Below are 17,672 nucleotides of genomic sequence, written 5' to 3'. Positions count from 1 at the left end.
TATGTCAAAGCTATCAATCATTGAATTCATCGAGTAGGCCTTGTTGTAATTCACCGTCGAACATACCGGCACACGTTGCTTGAATATGCTGGTTAGAAAACAACTTCTTTAAACTGGGCGTTGGATGTCATCACTTGTAATTTTTTCAACCGATTCAGCTCGACCTGCTGTCTTTGCCCATTGTCGATAATCAGATATTCGCGCTTCTCGGCGGTAGTCAGAGTGTCGATAGCCTTGCCTTCGAGAGTTTGGTGATCCTTGAGGGTGAGTTTGACCTGATAGCCATGCATGCAGGCTATTTCAAGGTAATCGTGCTGGTCGCAAGATATTGAACATTCAGCCATGTCGATCTCCATTCATTGAAATTTTGTGGCGCTTCATTTATAGCGCGGTCTTGCCGGCGCGATCAGAAACAACGCGCAAAAGCCTATCAAAGTCAGCAGCGTGAGCCAGTTAAACAACTTTGCCAGTTTACGCAGACCCGGATTGGCCTTTTTGACGATTTCAAAGTCGTCGATATACACCGTTTCGCAAGCGCCTTGTCCGGTATCCTGGCGGGTAGTGCTGGTGCCACGGGTATATCCGGCGGCGTGGTTGACATATTCGGCCAGACTGCCCTTGAAGCGGATATGGTCGCCGGGCTCCGCCCGCATTAACGCCTGTTTAATGGTATCGTTATCGGTAACAATATGATTGTTGGACAGCGTGTTCATGGTAAAGACTTCGGCGGTTTCCCGATTGGGCCAATAGGCCCAACAGGTCCAGCTATCGCTCGCTGCGAAACCTTGGAAACGAAGCGTTAGCGAGTGAAGGTTGAGTAGTCCCTGGAAGCCGTAGCGCCGGGCGGTTTTTCGACTAGAAAAACTGCAAGGCATCGCGAAACGGCGTCGAGTCATGCGAGAGCCAAGGCTTTGATCCCCTTGTTGGGTCAAAGGCGAGGTGACGCGGACGGCCAGGGCCGCCGCAGGCAATCACGTGGCGGTGTAGGCGCGATTGCTAGCCAGGGATGGCTAGCAATCTTTCCCGCCGGAAGCCGACACTCGCCGACTTGAATTTCATGTTTTTATATACGCCGGTTTCGACGTTGTTTCCCCAAATCACGCATAAGTCACGGACGTTGATAAAATCCTGCCAGCGTTTGTGATGCCAGATATTGGTAAAACCATCGGCATTGCTGTAACTGACCACAACGCCTTGCAAGTCGTAGTCGAATTTCGGATGGATGGTATAGCCGAGGCCGTTGGCCTCGATCGAAAAAGGTTCTCTATCGGTTGGCGTTTGCAGCGGTTCTTCGAGTTGGTCGAGGTCGTAATAAGCGGGTTCAGGCCAATCGTCTTTATAAAAATGCAGGATGCCGGCCATGCAGGCACATAGAATAAACAGGCGTTTGAATAAGCGTTCAAACACTAAACTAGCCGACATGGGAAAGACCCTATATAACGATTACTGGATAATCCTAACCTGACCAAATCCGATTCCAAGCAACGCCGGTAAGTTGGTAGAAATGTTGAACAGTACATTGGCCAAATGACTTCCGATCTAACCAGCATTTTTCTAATTCTACTTTGTCGTGCGCCATAAAAAACCGCGCTCACATTATAACCGGAGGCCCGCCATGCACATCACTTTCCTGAGACACGCCACCGCCGAAGACAGAAGCCTTGCCGGCTCCGATGCCGAGCGGGCCTTGATCGAAAAAGGCGAAAAACAAGTCAAGCGCTTGGCGGTTTTTTGCCAAGCCAACCAATTGTTTCCCGGGGCGATTTATTCCAGCCCCTTATTACGCGCGCGGCAGACCGCCAGGATTTTGCATGAACAATTATCCGAATGTCCGGCGCCGGAAATCGTGGACTGGCTAAGCACGGCCACCTCGCCGCGGACGATCATCGCCGAACTCGGCAAGCTGGCCGACCGAGGCTTGGATGATGTCTGGCTGGTGGGACACGAGCCGGATTTTTCCGAAACGATAGGCCAACTGCTGAATACTGCCGGCGACAGCATCGTCGTTAAAAAAGCTTCGCTGACCAGGTTGGATGCCGATTTTTCCGCTTCACCTAACGCTACATTGTTGTGGAGCATTCCTTGTTCGATGATGCGTTAAACCTATATGGACAAGATCGGCGAACTCAATGCGAGACAGCCACATTGCATTCGTCGCAGTGCGCCGTCCTCAGGTGCGCCGCGCCATGATGCCAATCTGGGCCTTGCCGGCTTGCGGGATACTAGGATAATCGCCGCGTTCCCCGCCAGGGGATGAGCCTGATGCTTAAGCCAATCCCAAGCGATTGGCGATGCCGGATAGTTCGCTATCCGAAACGGTGATGCCAAAATTGTCTCGAATCAATGCACTTAACTCGTCGATAGTTTCGATTAAACGGCTGATTTGATCATCGGCGCGAAATTCGGAAAAACTATTATTGAACAGCTGAATACGGCCAAAGTCGGTATAGCGGCAAAGCAACAGGTTCTGGGCTAGCAACGATTCACTCCAGGTGGCGCACAGCCTATTCGCGGCATCCAGATCGCAGCGCCGCACAGCCGCTCTGTCGAAGCTATATAAGCTAAACCAGTCGCCATTCAGGCGTTTTTCGACCACCCTATCGCCGCTGTCCGACTCATGCCGGATACGGAAGGTTTCATGCTCCTGTTGCTGCTCCTGATCATTGACCAAGCGTAGCGGTTGCAAGGGGGCGGGGCCGCCGAATCCGGCATCCACCAGCCATGACTCGCCGCCGGCTTTGACGAGATATGCCAAATGATGGCGAGGACCACCTTCGCTACGCCCCATCCTCACCCGCGCCAAAATGGGTTCGAAATCAAAACCCAACGCCTGTAACGCAAGCCCCAACAAACCATTCAATTCAAAACAGTATCCGCCACGGCCCTTATCGAGGATTTTTTCGATTAACGCCGACGGCTCCAAGTCGGGGATTGAGCTCAAGAAAGCATCGACATTTTCGAAAGCAATCGCATTGAGCTGCGCCCCCTGTATTTGCGCCAATCCTTCGACGCTAGGTTTGGGTTTACTAATCTTTATTCTGCTCAGGTATCTATCTAATTCGAATTTCATACGCCATATTGAATGTTTAAAGCCAAATTGAGCTTTGGTGGATAAGTCGCTGTGTTCCGAATAGTCTTAATCGATATAACCAAGGCAAGCACGGCAATATCACGACTATCCAGACAATTGTTCATTATCCGCGAGAACCTACTGAAAAGTAGTCACGGACTGGCCATATAAATGTCATGACTACATATCACATGTAAACCGGCTCACGCCGATATTTCGCCGCACCCGACACGAGCTCCGGACCCAGCCTTGCCTGGCTTTCAACTGCTCTACGGCTGCCGAAGTTTCCGGCCTGCATATCGCAACTACAACAATTCGCCCCGAAAGGCAGTTCCACTACCATTTAATCGCTGATTGCCGTTTTGCCCCGCCTCAATGCCAAGAAACCCATCAAACCAGACAAAAACAGCCAGGCAGCCCCAGGCAATGGAACAGGAGCAGCTACTATGTAAGATAACTCAATTCCTGGCGCATTAAGCGATGTGATGCCAGAGCTGAAGGTGTTCATGAAATTGCCATAGACGGTCTTTTCTCCAGCGTCGCCGTGATAATACACATAGGTGCTGATATCCATGCCGGCGGAAATGGCAAGCTGAGCCCCGATATAGGTTTGGAAATCGATAGTCTGTACGATGTTGGGCGCCGTGCCTGAAAACACCCTCCCGAATGGGCCGTTATAGGTGTTGTGCCCACTATCGGCTGCCGTTTCGATACTATTGCTGCTAGCACTCCACCACCAATCCTCGCTCATGTCACTCATGCCATCGTGATCGGGATCATATTTGTCTATCCACCAAGGGTAGTTGGTGCCATACACGCGGTCAATATAGCCCCAGCTCCTCGAGGAGCTATCTTCTTTTGCGTGAAAACTGAAGTCGGCCACTACCTCGGGGCGGTTTCCCGACCCGACCAAGTGATTCGGGTTGGTAATGCGGTAGCCGGCGTTGACATCAACCCAGCCACCATCACTGACATCGTAGCCATAGGTGATCACGCAGGGTATCGTCGTGCACCCCTGATGAGTCGAGTAAATCCCATCGAAATTAATGGCAAGCCGAAGGGTAACTGGATCGCCAACCGAAAGACCGGAGCTTCCGGCATTGACGGTGAGGGTTTTATCGAAACTTGCAGCGATGACTGACTGTGCGCTGTTAGAAGGTGTTTCGTTTTGCCCGGGGCGTGCCCATGAATATGCCGAGGCCCGCAAGGTTTGGCTGGCCGCATCCGCATATCCCACGGTGTGGTTACCGGTGGGAGCCCCTTCTGGATAGATAATTGGCGAATACTCGCCGGGGGTGGTGTAGTTATGCTTCACCGGAACATTTTCATCCGAGTGAGAAAAATGTGTCGTTGTGTTTCCGTGGGACTCCCACCCCGAAATTTGGGCCGAAGCGTGGGCATGGCTCAGTGGAATCATTATCAGGCCAAGAACGGCCGCCGGGTGTTTTAACATTTCTCCCCCCAAAAGATTAAATATGAACTTCTTGAAAAACCATAAAAAAGGACCTGATCTTGAAAATCTTTTTTAAAAAAACCAACCTCAAGACCGCATAAACAAGACGTATAGACTAAGGTGGCCGGCTTCCCCAGAGTGGAACATCCTTGTATGGGACCGGCCAAAAGATTTCGGCGCACTTCCCTGCGCCGCGCTCCTTCTCTAGCGGCTGGCGCAGAAGCCGAAACTGGTCGACGCGCCGCCGGCCAGATTGCCATTCCAGGCCTCGCCCTGGACATGCAAACCTATGCCGGATTGGCTATAAACGCCGTTCCACAAATTGTCGATCCGGCCCTCAATGTTCAGATCGACAGACCATTGCTGGCTGCTAGTCCCAAGATTGCTGACGGCAACGGTCGCGCAGTAGCCTGATCCCCAATCGGAGTCGACATGCAAGCTATGCTGGATTTGCCCCGGATCGGCGTCGGTTTCGTCGCCGTCGTCGGCTGAAGCGCAACCGGGATCGGCCGGATAATCGGCCAAGCCGTCGCCGTCGTTGTCGATTTGGTCGCTACAGACCGGAAGCGCAGCCGATCGGTCGGCGCAGAAGCCGAAGCTGGCCGATTCGCCCGGCGACAGTTCGTTATTCCACTCCGCCCCGCTAGCCGTCACCTGATTGCCGTTTTGGCTGTAATCGGCGTTCCACATATTGGTGATGCTGCCCGCCGTTTCGAAGCCGGTTTGCCAAAGCACCGTGGCCTGCGTGTTATTGTTGACGGTCACATCGGCGCAATAACCGGTTCTCCAATCGCTGCTGATCGCCACGTTGGATGGCAATGTAGTCAACACCGGCCCGTTGGATTCGTCGCCGTCGTCGGCGGCGCTGCAACCCGGATCGTCGGGAAAATCGATCCAGCCGTCGGTATCGTTGTCCGCGCCGTCCGAACACGCAGGCAAAGGCTCCGCTTCGCTGTTGTCGGTAGGAGACTGGCAATTCGGGTCGCTTGGAAAATCGATCAAGCCGTCATGGTCGTTATCGATGCCGTCGCCGCATTGCGAAGGAGCGCGCTCGGGCAGCGGCAATGCGCCGTTGGCGTAATAGCGTTGAATGGCCAATCTCAGGAAACCGCCGTCGTCGTCGCTATTCAAGGCCGGCAAATCGTTCAGATGGTCGGTGTGATTGCGCGCGCGATTGTCTATCGGCGCCGGGTCCTCGACCGCATCTTTGACATAATCGAAATAGCGGGTCTGATCGTCCTGGCCGGCACCGAACATCAGCGCCACCACCCCGGCATCGCGGAACTGCCGCAAGCGCGTGGTATCGCCGCTGTCCACCACCGGTTTTAGGAAATACTCGGGGCGGTTGTCCTGATAATGGTTAGGGGTATTGTTGCATTTGCGATACAGAGTATTGCCGACCGGAATCTGCCACATGATGACATCCTGGTTCAACTCGCTATGCAAGCGGGACACGAACTGGCGGAAACGGTCGAAGTCTTCCGGTTTCCACCAACGGTCCGGCCCGCCCTGCAACTGGTAAAACCCCGAATCGCGGTCTGAGGTTTCGGTGAACATCACGTCGAACTCGGTATCCAGGGAGCGGTAGAAATTGGCGGTCTCCACGGCCAACTTGTCCGGATCGCCCTGATTGACGATCAGGTCGGTGCGTGTGGCCCAGCCCGAGACATGCCAACCTAGAATCACATTAGGCGCATACAGGTCACGCAGTGCTTTCATCAGCTTGGCAAAGCCGCTGGCATTGTTTTCGTAACCTGCTGCCTCTGCCAGGCCCGACGCAGCCACCGCGATCTCGGTCTGCGCCGGGTCGCTGCTGCTCCATTCCACATAGCCCCACAGGTCGGGTTCGACTTGCACCACCACCGGATGACCGAACGCGGCGATGCGTTGCAACAGGAAGATCCAGTTCTCGAAATAAGCCTTCATCGTCGCCGGCGTTTGTAGGTTTCGAGTAGGCGGCTCCTCGAAGCGGTAAGGCGCGGCATGGACGATTTCGTAATAAGTGATGACCGGCGTCAATCCGGCTTGATGGCTCTCCTGCAGCCATTTATCGGCGAAGCTGCCGTCCGGCGACAGCCAATTCCGCCAGTCGTCGGCCCCGAGGCCGCCGGTGAAATATTGAAAGCGGTAGCCGACCGGCATGTCGGCGTGGCGGCCGGCCTCTCCGACAGGGCTGTTGCCGACGCCCATGGCCAATACCGGGGGTGTATTACCGGCCATCGGCAATGCCGATACCGTCGGCGCGAGTAGTAATAAGCCGCAGGCCAGCAAGCCGGCATGCGCTGTTTTGGAAAATACGATCATCTTATTCTCTTAATAATAATTATATGGTCGACGATGTAACGCAGGGGGGCGGAAAAAAAGGCGAAGAGTCCCTGAAATTTCGGTCATGCCATGATATTGGTTGGCACTTCGGCCCGGCATCTGCTTAGCACGGTCGGCACAACCAGATAGCAACTGGCGCGGCACTGCGCCGCACGCTAACCGAATCGCGCCGTACCCATGGCTTTTCAACTCACGGGAATGAGCCGGCTCTCGATTACTTACGCCTCTTGCTTGCGGCGGGAGGCTAAACCTAGCGCCCCTAAACCTGTCAGCATTAAAGGAAGAGCGGCTGGTAATGGTACGGGCGCCAGACTGACATTCGCCGTAAATGCACCGCGATTGTCGCCGTAATAACCTGGCAGGCCATTGAACGCCCATCCATCCGTAAGCCCCAGATATAGCCGGCTTGCATTGGTTGGCGCGGTAAATGTCAACGCAGTTCCGCTGGGATTATTCTTGCCTGATTTTCCATCGCCGATATAAAACACCTGAGCGAGCAATGGTGAGAGCGATATGGGGTTGGCGGCATCGAAGCTGAGAGATACAGGAGCAACCGAACCGAATGGATCAATTTCCGATGTAAAAACACCCACCAATGCGATTTGGGCGTTACCTAAAATTCCGGACAAACCGTTTGTGCCACTGATGTGTGCCGATGAGTTTCCACCATCAGGTGTGATATTTGGGCTGTCCGAACAACAACCGACTAATCCAGTGGCGGAAATTGAAAAGACATTATTTGCTCCCGCGTTAAAGTCAATCCGGATGGCTGGTGTATCCGAACCGGAATCACCACCGGGATTGCCAGCGTGACCAAACACATGATAAATGCTCGTCGTACCGGCAATCGCAAGATCTGCAAGTGTTCCACCAGGTAATACCACCGACGCCGAAGCCGTAGTATTCATGGCTTGCGCGGCAAGAATCATGGCTGCGAGATGGGATGTTTTCATTGCATTTTCCTTAGGTTTATTAAATTAATAACGATGATAGAAATTCGTAGCCACTCGATTCGAGGCTGATTTGTCGCCCAGTCGTTCGTTTCTCGGTTGACGAATCTCCCCTAGCGTTCAGGCCGCTCAATGCCAAATGAATCGTGTAAGGTCGTTGCATCAATCCTGCCGGCAGCCCGGAAAGAGCGTGCATACCAGGTTTCATTTTTGTTATTCTCCTTAAGAGGCAGGTAGCTTGAATGTTTATTTTGGATCGCGACACGGGGCTGGGAACGATGCACAGGTTAGGAAAAATGCAGGTACAAGTCGTCACGAAACCGTCAGGTTTTAGTCACGTTTTTGGTTTTTGTGAGCCTGGCTTAATCGAAGCATCTGTCTATGGATATTGAGATGTTTCACTTCGACGCCTACTGCCTCGATCTGGCGGGTGCTCGCCTGCTGAAGAACGAAAGCACCGTAGCCCTGCCCCCCAAGGCCCTGGCCGCTCTGATTTATCTGGTACAGCAACACGGCCGCTTGATCAGCAAGGAAGAATTGCTGGACGCCGTCTGGGGGCACCGTTTCGTCAGCCAGGGCGTATTAAAAAACACCGTTACGATTCTGAGACAAGCGCTCGACGACGATCCGAAAACGCCGCGCTACATCGAGACAGTGCATCGCCTGGGCTATCGCTTCATCGCCGAGGTGAGGGCCGCCCACGCCTCCGCCATGCAAACGCCGGCCATGGCGACGATCGCGCCCGATTTGGATAGCCCGCCTCTTCTGGTCGGCCGAGCCGGCCCATTGGCGAAACTTGGCCGGCTTTTGGAAAAATCCATCCTGGGCGAGCCTCAATTGACATTTGTCACCGGCGAGCCGGGCATAGGCAAGACAGCACTGATCGACGCCTTTTCGCAGTCGGCCAGCCATCGAGTGGTGACGGGCCACGGCCAGTGTGTCGAGCAATACGGCCAAGGCGAGCCTTATCTACCGGTGCTGGAGGCGCTCAATGATCTGATTCGCCATGATGAAGCCCGTCTGTCCGCGCTGCTACGCCAGGTCGCCCCCACCTGGCTGGCGCAACTGCCCTGGTATCTAAACGAAACCGATCAAACATTGATGCAACAGGTGATGGCCGGCACTACTCAGATGCGCATGCTCAGGGAGTTCGGCGAATTTCTGGGTCGATGCACCGCGGAGCAACCGCTTATCCTTGTCCTGGAAGACCTGCACTGGAGCGACCACGCCACGCTGGACCTCTTGGCTTATCTGGCGCGGCGCAAGCAACCGGCGCGCTGGCTGATCCTGGGCAGCTATCGACCCGAGGACGTGATGCTCACCGGCCATGACTTGAAGCACGTGCTCAGGGAATTGCAAATACAGGGGCTTTGCACGGATTTACCGCTGGAACCGCTGTCGGAAGCCGCCATAGGCGAATACCTCTCACAACGTTTTACGGATCGCGACCAGACCAGTAATTGGGCGCGAGCCATCCACAGCCGAACCGGCGGCTTGCCGTTTTTCCTGGTGCAGTTGATCGAAACCCTACAGGGCGAGCAAGGCCTTGACCGCGACGTGGCGATACAGGCTTCGGCGCTGCCCGAGGGCGTGCAACAGCTGTTGGCCCGGCAGTTCGAGCGCCTGTCGGAAGATTACCGGCGTGTGCTGGAAGCCGCCTGCGTGGCTGGCTCGACCTTCTCGGCCGAAGCCGTGGCAGCGGCACTGGCTATCGATAATACCGACGCCGAGGAATACTGCGAAAACTTGGCAAACCTCAGGCACTTCATCCATCCAGCCACAAATTCGGGATTAGTGGGCCGCTACAGTTTTAGGCACGCCTTCTATCAGAAGTTCGCTTATGACCGCCTGCCGCTTCTGCAATGCGCCCGCCTGCATCTCAATGTCGGCGAGTGGCTGGAATCGGCCCGTAAGCGCCCCGAGGAGCTGGCTGCGGAGCTGGCGCTGCACTTCGAACGGGGACGCGACTGGGAAAAGGCCGTCAAATACCTGCAACTGGCCGCGGGCAATGCCGTGGGCCGCCATGCGCTGCACGAGGCAGCACAACTATTGCGGCGCGGACTGGCCTTGCTGGAGGACAAACTGACTGGCTCGCCTGAATACGCCCGCTACGGCACCGACCTCAACACCCTGTACGCCATGATCCTGCAGGCCATCCAGGGTTACGGCGTGGACTGTCTTGAAACCATCTATGCTCGGGCGCTCAGCTTGGTAAATCAGCTTGGGGAAACACAGCGCCTGCTACGCGTACTGTGGGGACTGTGGGCCTTCCACTACGTTCGGTCCAACCTCGAACTTAGCTTGGATTACGCACGCCAAATGCAGGCCGAAGCCGAACAAGCGGAAGATACCGCGGGATTGATAGGCGCGCATTTTGCACTGGGCACGACCTACCTGAACCGTGGCGAACTCGATCTTGCCCTAGGCCACGCCCAGCAATGCTTGGCGTTATACGATCCTGATAGCCACCGCACCTTATTTTTACTATATACACAGGATCCAGGGGTCTGTGCGCGGTATTGCCTAGGCCTGGTTGTTTGGCTGAAGGGCTTTCCCGAACAAGCAATGGCCGTCTTTGATGATGCGCTGGCATTGGCCGAGGACCTCGGCCACCCATTCAGCCTGGCCATTGCCCTCAGCGCAGTGACCTGGCAGCACGTAGACCGCCGGGAACCGGCGCGCGTCTTGGAACGCTGCGAAGCCTTGGAGCGATTGGCCGAGGAACATAGCTTTCTGATGTGGCAAGCCATGGCCACCATCATGCGCGGATGGGCGATCGCGATGCTGGGCCAGGCCGAAGCCGGTATCGTCCTGATCGAACAGGGGCTTGCGACCTGGCGAGCTACCGGCTCGCGGTGGATTGAACCTCGCTATCTGACCCTCCTCGCCGAAGCTTATGCGATGGGCGGACGGTTCGACGAGGGATTAAAAACCTTGGATGAAGCCTTCGCCAAAACCGAGCTATACGGAGAACGTCGCTACGAAGCCGAAGTCTATCTCCTGCGGGGCGAGTTGTTGCTGCAGACCGGCAATGAATCCCTTGAAGAAGCGGAGTCATGTTTCCAACAAGCCCTGACCGTCGCTCGTGGCCAAGGTGCCAAGTCTCTGGAGTTAAGGGCGGCGGTTGGCTTGACTAGGCTGTCGCGGGACCTAGACCTGGAAGACGATGCAAGCAAGCTGCTGGGGGACGTCTACGCCTGGTTCACGGAAGGCTGGACCACACCCGACTTGCTGGAAGCCAAGACGTTGCTCGAAGTGCACGGCTGTTCCGCTGAGCACTTCGAGCGGCACACGACGGCCGCCTGACCTTGCCGATGGCTAAATACCTGACTCCTGAAGCCCCGGCTGGCATGTGAGCGAATATGATATGGGGAGGGCGGCTACTTCGGCGAATGAAGCCATTAACTTCATTCGGTGCCTACTCCGGAATCGCTAACAGCTCGGTGCCCTTATTAGAAGGTCGATAGGATGAAAAGAGCTAGTCAATCCAATCTAAATAAGGATTCGGTTTTTAATATAGGGGAAAAGAGGCTGGATTTACTGACCAAGCATGCCTCGCTTTTCCATGGGTCGCATAACACCGCGTCGGCACCCCAGGATTTATAATCTTTCTCATCGCTTGCTGCTTGCCGATTGATTATGACAAATGCATGATCGCGATCGATAAAATGCATCCAGTCAAGGGAGCGGACACCTTTGTTGCGCAAAAAGACAAACGCGATTGAACTTTGCTCCCCACAGTTTCCACATCCATACAGGCTTGCCCATTCCGCCTGAGAATTCAAGACGTCTTCATTAGTGTATTTGCCGGAAGCCTGCTTGACGCTTTTCAAGGTTTTTCTGACTTGAACACGCATCTCGCCTTCGTTGAGATAGGAACCGGCGCAGGCAATCTTCGCCCCTTTGCCCCACCATTCGGAAATTGGCCAAACCTTATTAGAAGCGCCAATATCCATTTTGATATTGACGTAGTCTATCGCTGCCTTGGCAAAAGCGATGTTTTCTGAAATTGTGTTCATAACCCCCTCAAATAGATTAAATTTCGAGCTCAGTGAGTCTTCGGCCTGTCTTCGAAAGCCACCCACCTGATTTCACACAGAGCCATAATTCCTTGATAGAACAGCAAACTCAGCCCCCTATCACGGACGCGCTGACCATGGACAGGAATGGATCAGTCCTGTTTCATACCATGATCGCTCACCGACTTTCCTGCTCTGATTTTTCGGGGCAGCGGCGGCTAAAGTTGCGCCAACGGCCGGGAATGTGCGTAAATAAAAAATTCCCGTATTCCTTGTCTTATCGTTGCCGTTAAAAAACCACTGCTCTCAATGATTTTTTACTCCCCTGCTATTATGCCGTGCGATTCGGTTTTCTCGTCGTCAAGTTCGATACCTACAGCAACGAGAACGGGGCTCAGAATAGAAAATCAGCTGAAACAAGTCGTCACGAAACCGTTAGGTTTCGGTCACGTTTGTCGATTTTGTGAATCCGGCTTAATCGGGGCATTGGTCTATGAATATTGAGCTGTTCCACTTCGGCGCCTACAGTCTCAAACCGGCCGGCGCCCGGCTGTTGAAGGGTGAGAACACCGTGCCGCTACCTCCCAAGGCGCTGGCGGCGCTGATTTACCTAATCGAGCATCGCGGCAACTTGGTCGGCAAGGACGAACTGCTGGACGCCGTCTGGGGCCATCGCTTCGTCAGCCAGGGCGTCTTGAAAAACACCATCACCACGCTCAGGCAGGCGCTGGACGACGATCCGAAAAATCCTCTCTACATCGAGACCGTGCACCGCCTGGGCTATCGTTTTATCGCCGAGGTGACGGCCGCCTCCGCCGTGCAAACACCGGCCATGACGTCACATCCGGCGGCATTACAAAGTTTTCCTGATCTGGTCGACCGGGCCGGCCCATTGGCGGAACTTGGCCGGCTATTGGAAAAAGCCGTACTGGGAAAACCTCAATTGGCCTTCGTCACCGGCGAGCCGGGCATAGGCAAGACCGCGCTGATCGAGGCCTTCCTGCAGTCGTCCGCCCATAGTGTACTGACGGGACGCGGCCAGTGTGTCGAGCAATATGGCCAGGGCGAGCCTTATTTACCGGTGCTGGAGGCGCTCAATGATCTGATTCGCCATGACGAAGCCCGTCTGTCCGCGCTGTTACGTCAGGTCGCCCCCACCTGGCTGGCGCAACTGCCTTGGTATCTGAACGATGCTGATCAACCGCTGATGCAGCAGGTTCTGGCTGGCACCACTCAGATGCGCATGCTCAGGGAATTCGGCGAATTTCTGGGTCGATGCACCGCGGAGCAACCGCTTATCCTTGTCCTTGAAGACCTGCACTGGAGCGACCACGCCACGCTGGACCTGCTGGCTTATCTGGCGCGGCGCAAGCAACCGGCTCGCTGGCTGATCCTGGGCAGCTTTCGCCCCGAGGACGTGATGTTCACCGACCATGGCTTGATGCTCGTGCTGAGAGAATTACAGATACAAGGGCTGTGCTCCGAGCTGCCGTTGGAACTGCTGTCGGAAGCCGCCATCGCCGAATACCTGGCACAACGTCTTACCGATCGCGACCAGGCTTCCAATTGGGCGCGAGCCGTCCACAACCGCACTGGCGGCTTACCATTTTTCCTGGTGCAGCTGGTCGAAACCGTGCAGAACGAACAAGCCACTGACTGTGATGTGGCGATGCAGACTTCGGCGCTGCCCAATGGCGTACAACAACTGTTGACGCGGCAGTTCGAGCGATTGTCGGACGATTGCCGGCATGCGCTGGAAGCCGCCAGCGTAGTCGGCATGACGTTCTCGGCGGAAACGCTGGCAGCCGCTCTATCCCTCGGCAATAGACAGATCGAGGAGCACTGTGAAGCTCTCGCCCGCCCGCGGTTATTCATTACAGGGTCGGAGTCGATTGGCCGCTATCGTTTCCGCCACGCCTTTTATCGCGAATTCGCCTATAACCGCTTACCGCCACTGCAAAGCGCCCGCCTGCATCTCAAGATCGGCGAATGGTTGGAGTCGACCCGCATCCGTCCAGAGGAACTGGCGGCGGAACTCGCTCTCCATTTCGAGCGGGGACGAGAGTGGGAAAAGGGAATCAAATATCTGCAATTGGCCGCAGCGAATGCTCTCGCCCGCCATGCTCTGCATGAAACCGCGCAACTGTTGCGGCGTGGGTTGAGATTGTTGGAGGATCAACAGCCGATGCTACCGCATTACGCCCGCTACGGCAGAGACATGTACCCCCTGTTCGCAATGGTCTTGCAGGCTACCCAGGGTTACGGAGCGCCCGATCTCGAGAAGGTTTTCGAGAGAGCGCTTGAGCTGGCACGGCAAAGCGGAGAATCGCCGCGCCTGCTACGAGTATTGTGGGGCTTGTGGTCATTCCATTATGTGCAGATCGATCTTGGCAACGCCCTCGATTGTGCCGGCCAAATGCAGGCCACCGCGGAACAAGCCGGAGATACGGTGGGACTCATTGGTGCGCATGTCGCGCTGGGAGCAACATTACTGACCTGCGGCAAGCTGGAATCGAGTTTGACTCATGCGCGGCGTGCCATTGCGCTTTACGATTCGGCTATCCACAACACACTGTTTTATACCTATACTCAAGACCCAGGAGTTTGCGCCTGGTTTTGCGAAGCACAGACTCTATGGCTGATGGGCTTTGCGGAACAAGCCAAAACAGGTTACGACAAGGCCCTTGGATTGGCCGAGGTCATCCGTCATCCATACACCCAGGCCGTCGCCCTTGGCGCCTCCATCATGCAGTACGTCGACCGCCGGGAACCGACTCGAGTCGTTGAATACTGCGAAATGCTGGAACAGCTGTGTACGGAACATGGCTTCCTGTTGTGGCAAGCCATGACAACCATCATGCGCGGTTGGGCGCTCGCGCTGTTGGGGCAGAGCGAAGAAGGGGTTTCCCTGATCCAGCACGGCTTGACGTCCTGGCGCGCAACCGGCTCTCGAGCCTACGAATCGCGCTATTTGTCGCAACTCGCCGAAGCCCTGGCTAAAAATGGCGAACCAGAATTGGGTATTGCTTCATTAAGCCAGGCCTTGGTGGCTGTCGAGAACCCCGGAGAACACTACTACGAAGCCGAAGTTCACCGTCTGCGTGGCGAGTTGTTGTTGGAAGCCGGTAGTGCCGATCAAGAAGAGTCGGAAAAGTGCTTCCACCAAGCCCTGGCTGTTGCCCGCCGTCAGCAAGCCAAGGCACTGGAACTGCGGGCTGCAACCAGTCTTGCTCGACTGTGGCGGAGCCAAGGTCGATTAGACGATGCGAAGAACTTGTTGAACGGGATTTATGGCTGGTTCACTGAAGGCTTTGACACCCCGGATTTACTGGAAGCTAAGGCCCTGCTCGACGGCAAGAACGTACCCGCTTGGACAGCTGGCTTTTGAAGTACTTTCTGTGTCGAGGCTGCGTCCTGACCAGGCTAGCAATTAAAGGCTTATAAGTCGCGACTGAAGCTACTTCTTCCCCGGCAATCTCGATCTCTGTTGTAACATCATTCTCGGCTCTCAATTAGGAGGGAGTACCGATAAGACTAAGCTAGCTAAAGCTCGGCAAGTAACATCACAATGGATCTGGACTGAGCGTAATATTTATGTTCTTCCATTCTGACGGCGCAATCTACTTCGACGCAATCGTTGGGTGACGGTAAGGCTGTGTCGATAACGCGCGCCCAACTCAAACGGGATTTCTGAAACCGATCGGGAAGTTCGAATTCCAGCGGCTCCCAATAACTATTAAAAATGAAATAAATCACATAGGGACGCTGCAGCTTGGCGATTAGGATCGCCAGGCAGTGCGAGTCTGCCCCCCAGTCTGGTTGATTCAGCTGGATGCCGTGGTATTCGATATGCAACTGTTGAAAAAACAGGTTAAGCGTGGCCGAGGATTCCCGCCAGGTATACAGCAAGCCGCGCAGGTGTATCAGCAGCTTAACGAAGCGGTGGATGTCGGCATGTTGGTCCAGCAGCGACCAGTCGAACCAACTGAGTTCGTTATCCTGGCAATAGGCGTTGTTGTTGCCGCGTTGGGTACGGCAGGCCTCGTCGCCCATGGTCAGCATCGGCGTGCCGGCGGCGAATAGGGTCAAGGTCAGGAAGTTCTTGATTTGGCGTTGCCGCAATGTGTTGATCCGGTCATCGTCGCTCGGCCCCTCGGCGCCGCAATTCCAACTGTAGTTGTTATCGCAGCCGTCGCGGTTATTTTCTCGGTTGGCTTCATTGTGCTTGCCGTTATAGGACACCAGGTCGTAAAGCGTAAAGCCGTCGTGGCAGGTGATGAAGTTGACGCTGGTTTCCGGCTCGCGCCTTTCGTCGGCGAAAATATCGGGACTGGCGAACAATCGGTTGGGCAATTTCGTGACGCTGCCCGGATCGGCGCGGACAAACGCGCGAATGTCGTCGCGGAACTGGCCGTTCCATTCTTTCCAGAAGTCGCCGATGAAACTGCCTACCTGATAAAGCCCGGCTGCATCCCAGGCTTCGGCGATCAGCTTGCTGCCGGAAAGTACCGGATCGGTTTCGATGTCCCAAAGAATCGGCGGATTGGGAAAGGGCCGGCCGTCTTCGTCGCGCGACAAAATGGATGCCAAATCGAAGCGGAATCCGTCCACATGCATTTCGGTGACCCAATAACGCAAGCTATCCAATATCAAGCGCCGTACCACCGAATGATTGGCCTTGAGGGTGTTGCCGGTGCCCGCATAATTGGTATATTCGCCATTGCGGGGATCGAGGATGTAATAGGCATCGTTGGCCAAGCCCTTGAAACAGAGCATCGGCCCGCGATGATCGCCTTCCGCGGTATGGTTGAACACGACATCAAGGATGATTTCGATACCGGCGCGGTGCAGGGCTTTCACCATGTCCCGGAACTCGGCGATGGTTCCAAGCGGGGATGGATCGGAACTATAACCGCTGTGCGGCGCGAAGAACGACACCGGCGAATAACCCCAGTAATTGCTTAGGCCTTGTGGGGCATCCTGCGGGTCGAATTGAAACACCGGCAGCAATTCCACGGCCGTCACGCCGAGATCTTTCAGATAGGGAATTTTTTCGATCAACCCGGCATAGGTGCCTCGTTTATAGGCGGCGACGCCGGATTGCGGATGGCGAGTAAAGCCGCGCACATGCATTTCGTAAATCACCGTGCCGCGAAACGGTTTTCTTAACGGCGCATCGCCTTCCCAATTGTAGCCGCGATAATCCACAACCACGCTTTTCATGGATGAAGCCAGATTGGGTCCTGGCAAGGATGCGGCCTTCCGGTCGTAATTAGGGCCGACGGCAATGCCGCGCGCATAGGGGTCGAGCAGCATCTTGTCGGGGTCGAAGCGTAAGCCGTGTTCCGGGCTGTAAGGCCCGTTGACGCGATAAGCATAGAGTTGGCCGGCCTGGATGTCGGGGGCGAATATATGCCAATAATGAAAGGTGCGATTGCGTAGTGGGTCAAGAGGAATGATTCGACTAGGTGCATCGGCGTCCACGCTGTCGAACAACAGCAGTTCGACCGTGGTGGCGTTTTTAGCGTAAACGCTGAAATTGGCGCCGCCTGGACGCAAGGTTGAGCCCAAGGGATAGGAACTTCCGGAAGCTATCTTGTGGTTCATGGCTACAAATATTCCTCAAAAAGATGGCGGAGCAATCAAAACAACTTGAATTCGGCAATAATTAACTTCCCGCTTACCGTTGTCATCAGAGCCTGTTGTAGGGGCGAATTTATTCGCCCATAGTGCTCTGCAAAATTTCCGGAAGTTATTTTTGACGAAATTCTTAGTCGCCATTAGGAACATTGACTATGACAAATAAATTACTGTGAAAGTCATGGGTATGTCCGCCAACTCACTTTCATTTGCCG

General features: G+C 55.0%; 12 protein-coding genes. 3 read left to right on the top strand and 9 right to left on the bottom strand.

Annotation, left to right across the window (positions count from 1 at the left end; all coding sequences use genetic code 11):
* Positions 1-92: 92 nt before the first annotated feature.
* The 3 genes from IVG45_RS08585 to IVG45_RS08575 all read right to left on the bottom strand — a co-directional run bounded on the left by IVG45_RS08585 (position 93) and on the right by IVG45_RS08575 (position 1,422).
* Positions 93-344, bottom strand: coding sequence for a Rho-binding antiterminator (locus IVG45_RS08585; RefSeq protein WP_196437416.1), 252 nt, complete (start codon positions 342-344; stop codon positions 93-95).
* Between the two features lie 33 nt (positions 345-377).
* Positions 378-713 (bottom strand): hypothetical protein, encoded by a 336-nt coding sequence (locus IVG45_RS08580; protein ID WP_196437415.1) that lies wholly within the window; start codon positions 711-713, stop codon positions 378-380.
* A 283-nt stretch (positions 714-996) separates the two neighbouring features.
* Positions 997-1,422, bottom strand: coding sequence for a hypothetical protein (locus IVG45_RS08575; RefSeq protein ID WP_196437414.1), 426 nt, complete (start codon positions 1,420-1,422; stop codon positions 997-999).
* Between the two features lie 193 nt (positions 1,423-1,615).
* Between IVG45_RS08575 and sixA the strand changes: the two genes are divergently transcribed.
* Positions 1,616-2,101 carry a phosphohistidine phosphatase SixA gene (gene sixA / locus IVG45_RS08570; RefSeq protein ID WP_196437413.1) on the top strand — a complete coding sequence of 162 codons (486 nt, stop codon included), beginning with the start codon at positions 1,616-1,618 and terminating at the stop codon, positions 2,099-2,101.
* Between the two features lie 165 nt (positions 2,102-2,266).
* Here sixA and IVG45_RS08565 read toward each other — a convergent pair whose 3' ends face one another.
* From IVG45_RS08565 to IVG45_RS08550, 4 genes are all read right to left on the bottom strand, one after another.
* Positions 2,267-3,070 carry an arylamine N-acetyltransferase family protein gene (locus IVG45_RS08565; protein WP_196437412.1) on the bottom strand — a complete coding sequence of 268 codons (804 nt, stop codon included), beginning with the start codon at positions 3,068-3,070 and terminating at the stop codon, positions 2,267-2,269.
* 343 nt (positions 3,071-3,413) lie between these two features.
* On the bottom strand, positions 3,414-4,523 hold the full coding sequence (locus tag IVG45_RS08560; RefSeq protein WP_196437411.1) for a VPLPA-CTERM sorting domain-containing protein: 1,110 nt from the start codon (positions 4,521-4,523) through the stop codon (positions 3,414-3,416).
* 204 nt (positions 4,524-4,727) lie between these two features.
* A complete protein-coding gene (locus IVG45_RS08555; RefSeq protein WP_196437410.1) occupies positions 4,728-6,827 on the bottom strand; it encodes a cellulose binding domain-containing protein in 2,100 nt (699 codons plus the stop codon).
* 239 nt (positions 6,828-7,066) lie between these two features.
* Positions 7,067-7,801 (bottom strand): VPLPA-CTERM sorting domain-containing protein, encoded by a 735-nt coding sequence (locus tag IVG45_RS08550; RefSeq protein ID WP_196437409.1) that lies wholly within the window; start codon positions 7,799-7,801, stop codon positions 7,067-7,069.
* A 378-nt stretch (positions 7,802-8,179) separates the two neighbouring features.
* Here IVG45_RS08550 and IVG45_RS08545 point away from each other — a divergent pair, with 378 nt between their 5' ends.
* Positions 8,180-11,104, top strand: coding sequence for an AAA family ATPase (locus tag IVG45_RS08545; RefSeq protein WP_196437408.1), 2,925 nt, complete (start codon positions 8,180-8,182; stop codon positions 11,102-11,104).
* Positions 11,105-11,280: 176 nt separating this feature from the next.
* On the opposite strand, the gene IVG45_RS08540 is transcribed toward IVG45_RS08545, so the two are convergent.
* Positions 11,281-11,817, bottom strand: a complete 537-nt coding sequence (locus IVG45_RS08540) for a hypothetical protein (RefSeq protein ID WP_196437407.1) — start codon at positions 11,815-11,817, stop codon at positions 11,281-11,283.
* Between the two features lie 493 nt (positions 11,818-12,310).
* Between IVG45_RS08540 and IVG45_RS08535 the strand changes: the two genes are divergently transcribed.
* Positions 12,311-15,205, top strand: coding sequence for an AAA family ATPase (locus tag IVG45_RS08535; RefSeq protein ID WP_196437406.1), 2,895 nt, complete (start codon positions 12,311-12,313; stop codon positions 15,203-15,205).
* A 155-nt stretch (positions 15,206-15,360) separates the two neighbouring features.
* Here IVG45_RS08535 and glgX read toward each other — a convergent pair whose 3' ends face one another.
* Complete coding sequence (glgX, locus tag IVG45_RS08530) at positions 15,361-17,424, bottom strand: glycogen debranching protein GlgX (protein ID WP_196437405.1); 2,064 nt, start codon at positions 17,422-17,424, stop codon at positions 15,361-15,363.
* Positions 17,425-17,672 lie beyond the last annotated feature (248 nt).

It is taken from the genome of Methylomonas sp. LL1, assembly GCF_015711015.1.
Taxonomy (GTDB): domain Bacteria; phylum Pseudomonadota; class Gammaproteobacteria; order Methylococcales; family Methylomonadaceae; genus Methylomonas.
Note: the sequence above shows the minus strand (reverse complement) of the source record. Positions and strands in the feature narration are given on the sequence as shown.

What these genes read in the sequence shown, in the direction of transcription:
- IVG45_RS08545 (WP_196437408.1), top strand. Translation starts at nt 8,180, where the DNA reads ATGGATATTGAGATGTTTCACTTCGACGCCTACTGCCTCGATCTGGCG.
- glgX (WP_196437405.1), bottom strand. Translation starts at nt 17,424, where the DNA reads ATGAACCACAAGATAGCTTCCGGAAGTTCCTATCCCTTGGGCTCAACC.
- IVG45_RS08580 (WP_196437415.1), bottom strand. Translation starts at nt 713, where the DNA reads ATGAACACGCTGTCCAACAATCATATTGTTACCGATAACGATACCATT.
- IVG45_RS08535 (WP_196437406.1), top strand. Translation starts at nt 12,311, where the DNA reads ATGAATATTGAGCTGTTCCACTTCGGCGCCTACAGTCTCAAACCGGCC.
- IVG45_RS08550 (WP_196437409.1), bottom strand. Translation starts at nt 7,801, where the DNA reads ATGAAAACATCCCATCTCGCAGCCATGATTCTTGCCGCGCAAGCCATG.
- IVG45_RS08575 (WP_196437414.1), bottom strand. Translation starts at nt 1,422, where the DNA reads ATGTCGGCTAGTTTAGTGTTTGAACGCTTATTCAAACGCCTGTTTATT.
- sixA (WP_196437413.1), top strand. Translation starts at nt 1,616, where the DNA reads ATGCACATCACTTTCCTGAGACACGCCACCGCCGAAGACAGAAGCCTT.
- IVG45_RS08565 (WP_196437412.1), bottom strand. Translation starts at nt 3,070, where the DNA reads ATGAAATTCGAATTAGATAGATACCTGAGCAGAATAAAGATTAGTAAA.
- IVG45_RS08555 (WP_196437410.1), bottom strand. Translation starts at nt 6,827, where the DNA reads ATGATCGTATTTTCCAAAACAGCGCATGCCGGCTTGCTGGCCTGCGGC.
- IVG45_RS08540 (WP_196437407.1), bottom strand. Translation starts at nt 11,817, where the DNA reads ATGAACACAATTTCAGAAAACATCGCTTTTGCCAAGGCAGCGATAGAC.
- IVG45_RS08560 (WP_196437411.1), bottom strand. Translation starts at nt 4,523, where the DNA reads ATGTTAAAACACCCGGCGGCCGTTCTTGGCCTGATAATGATTCCACTG.
- IVG45_RS08585 (WP_196437416.1), bottom strand. Translation starts at nt 344, where the DNA reads ATGGCTGAATGTTCAATATCTTGCGACCAGCACGATTACCTTGAAATA.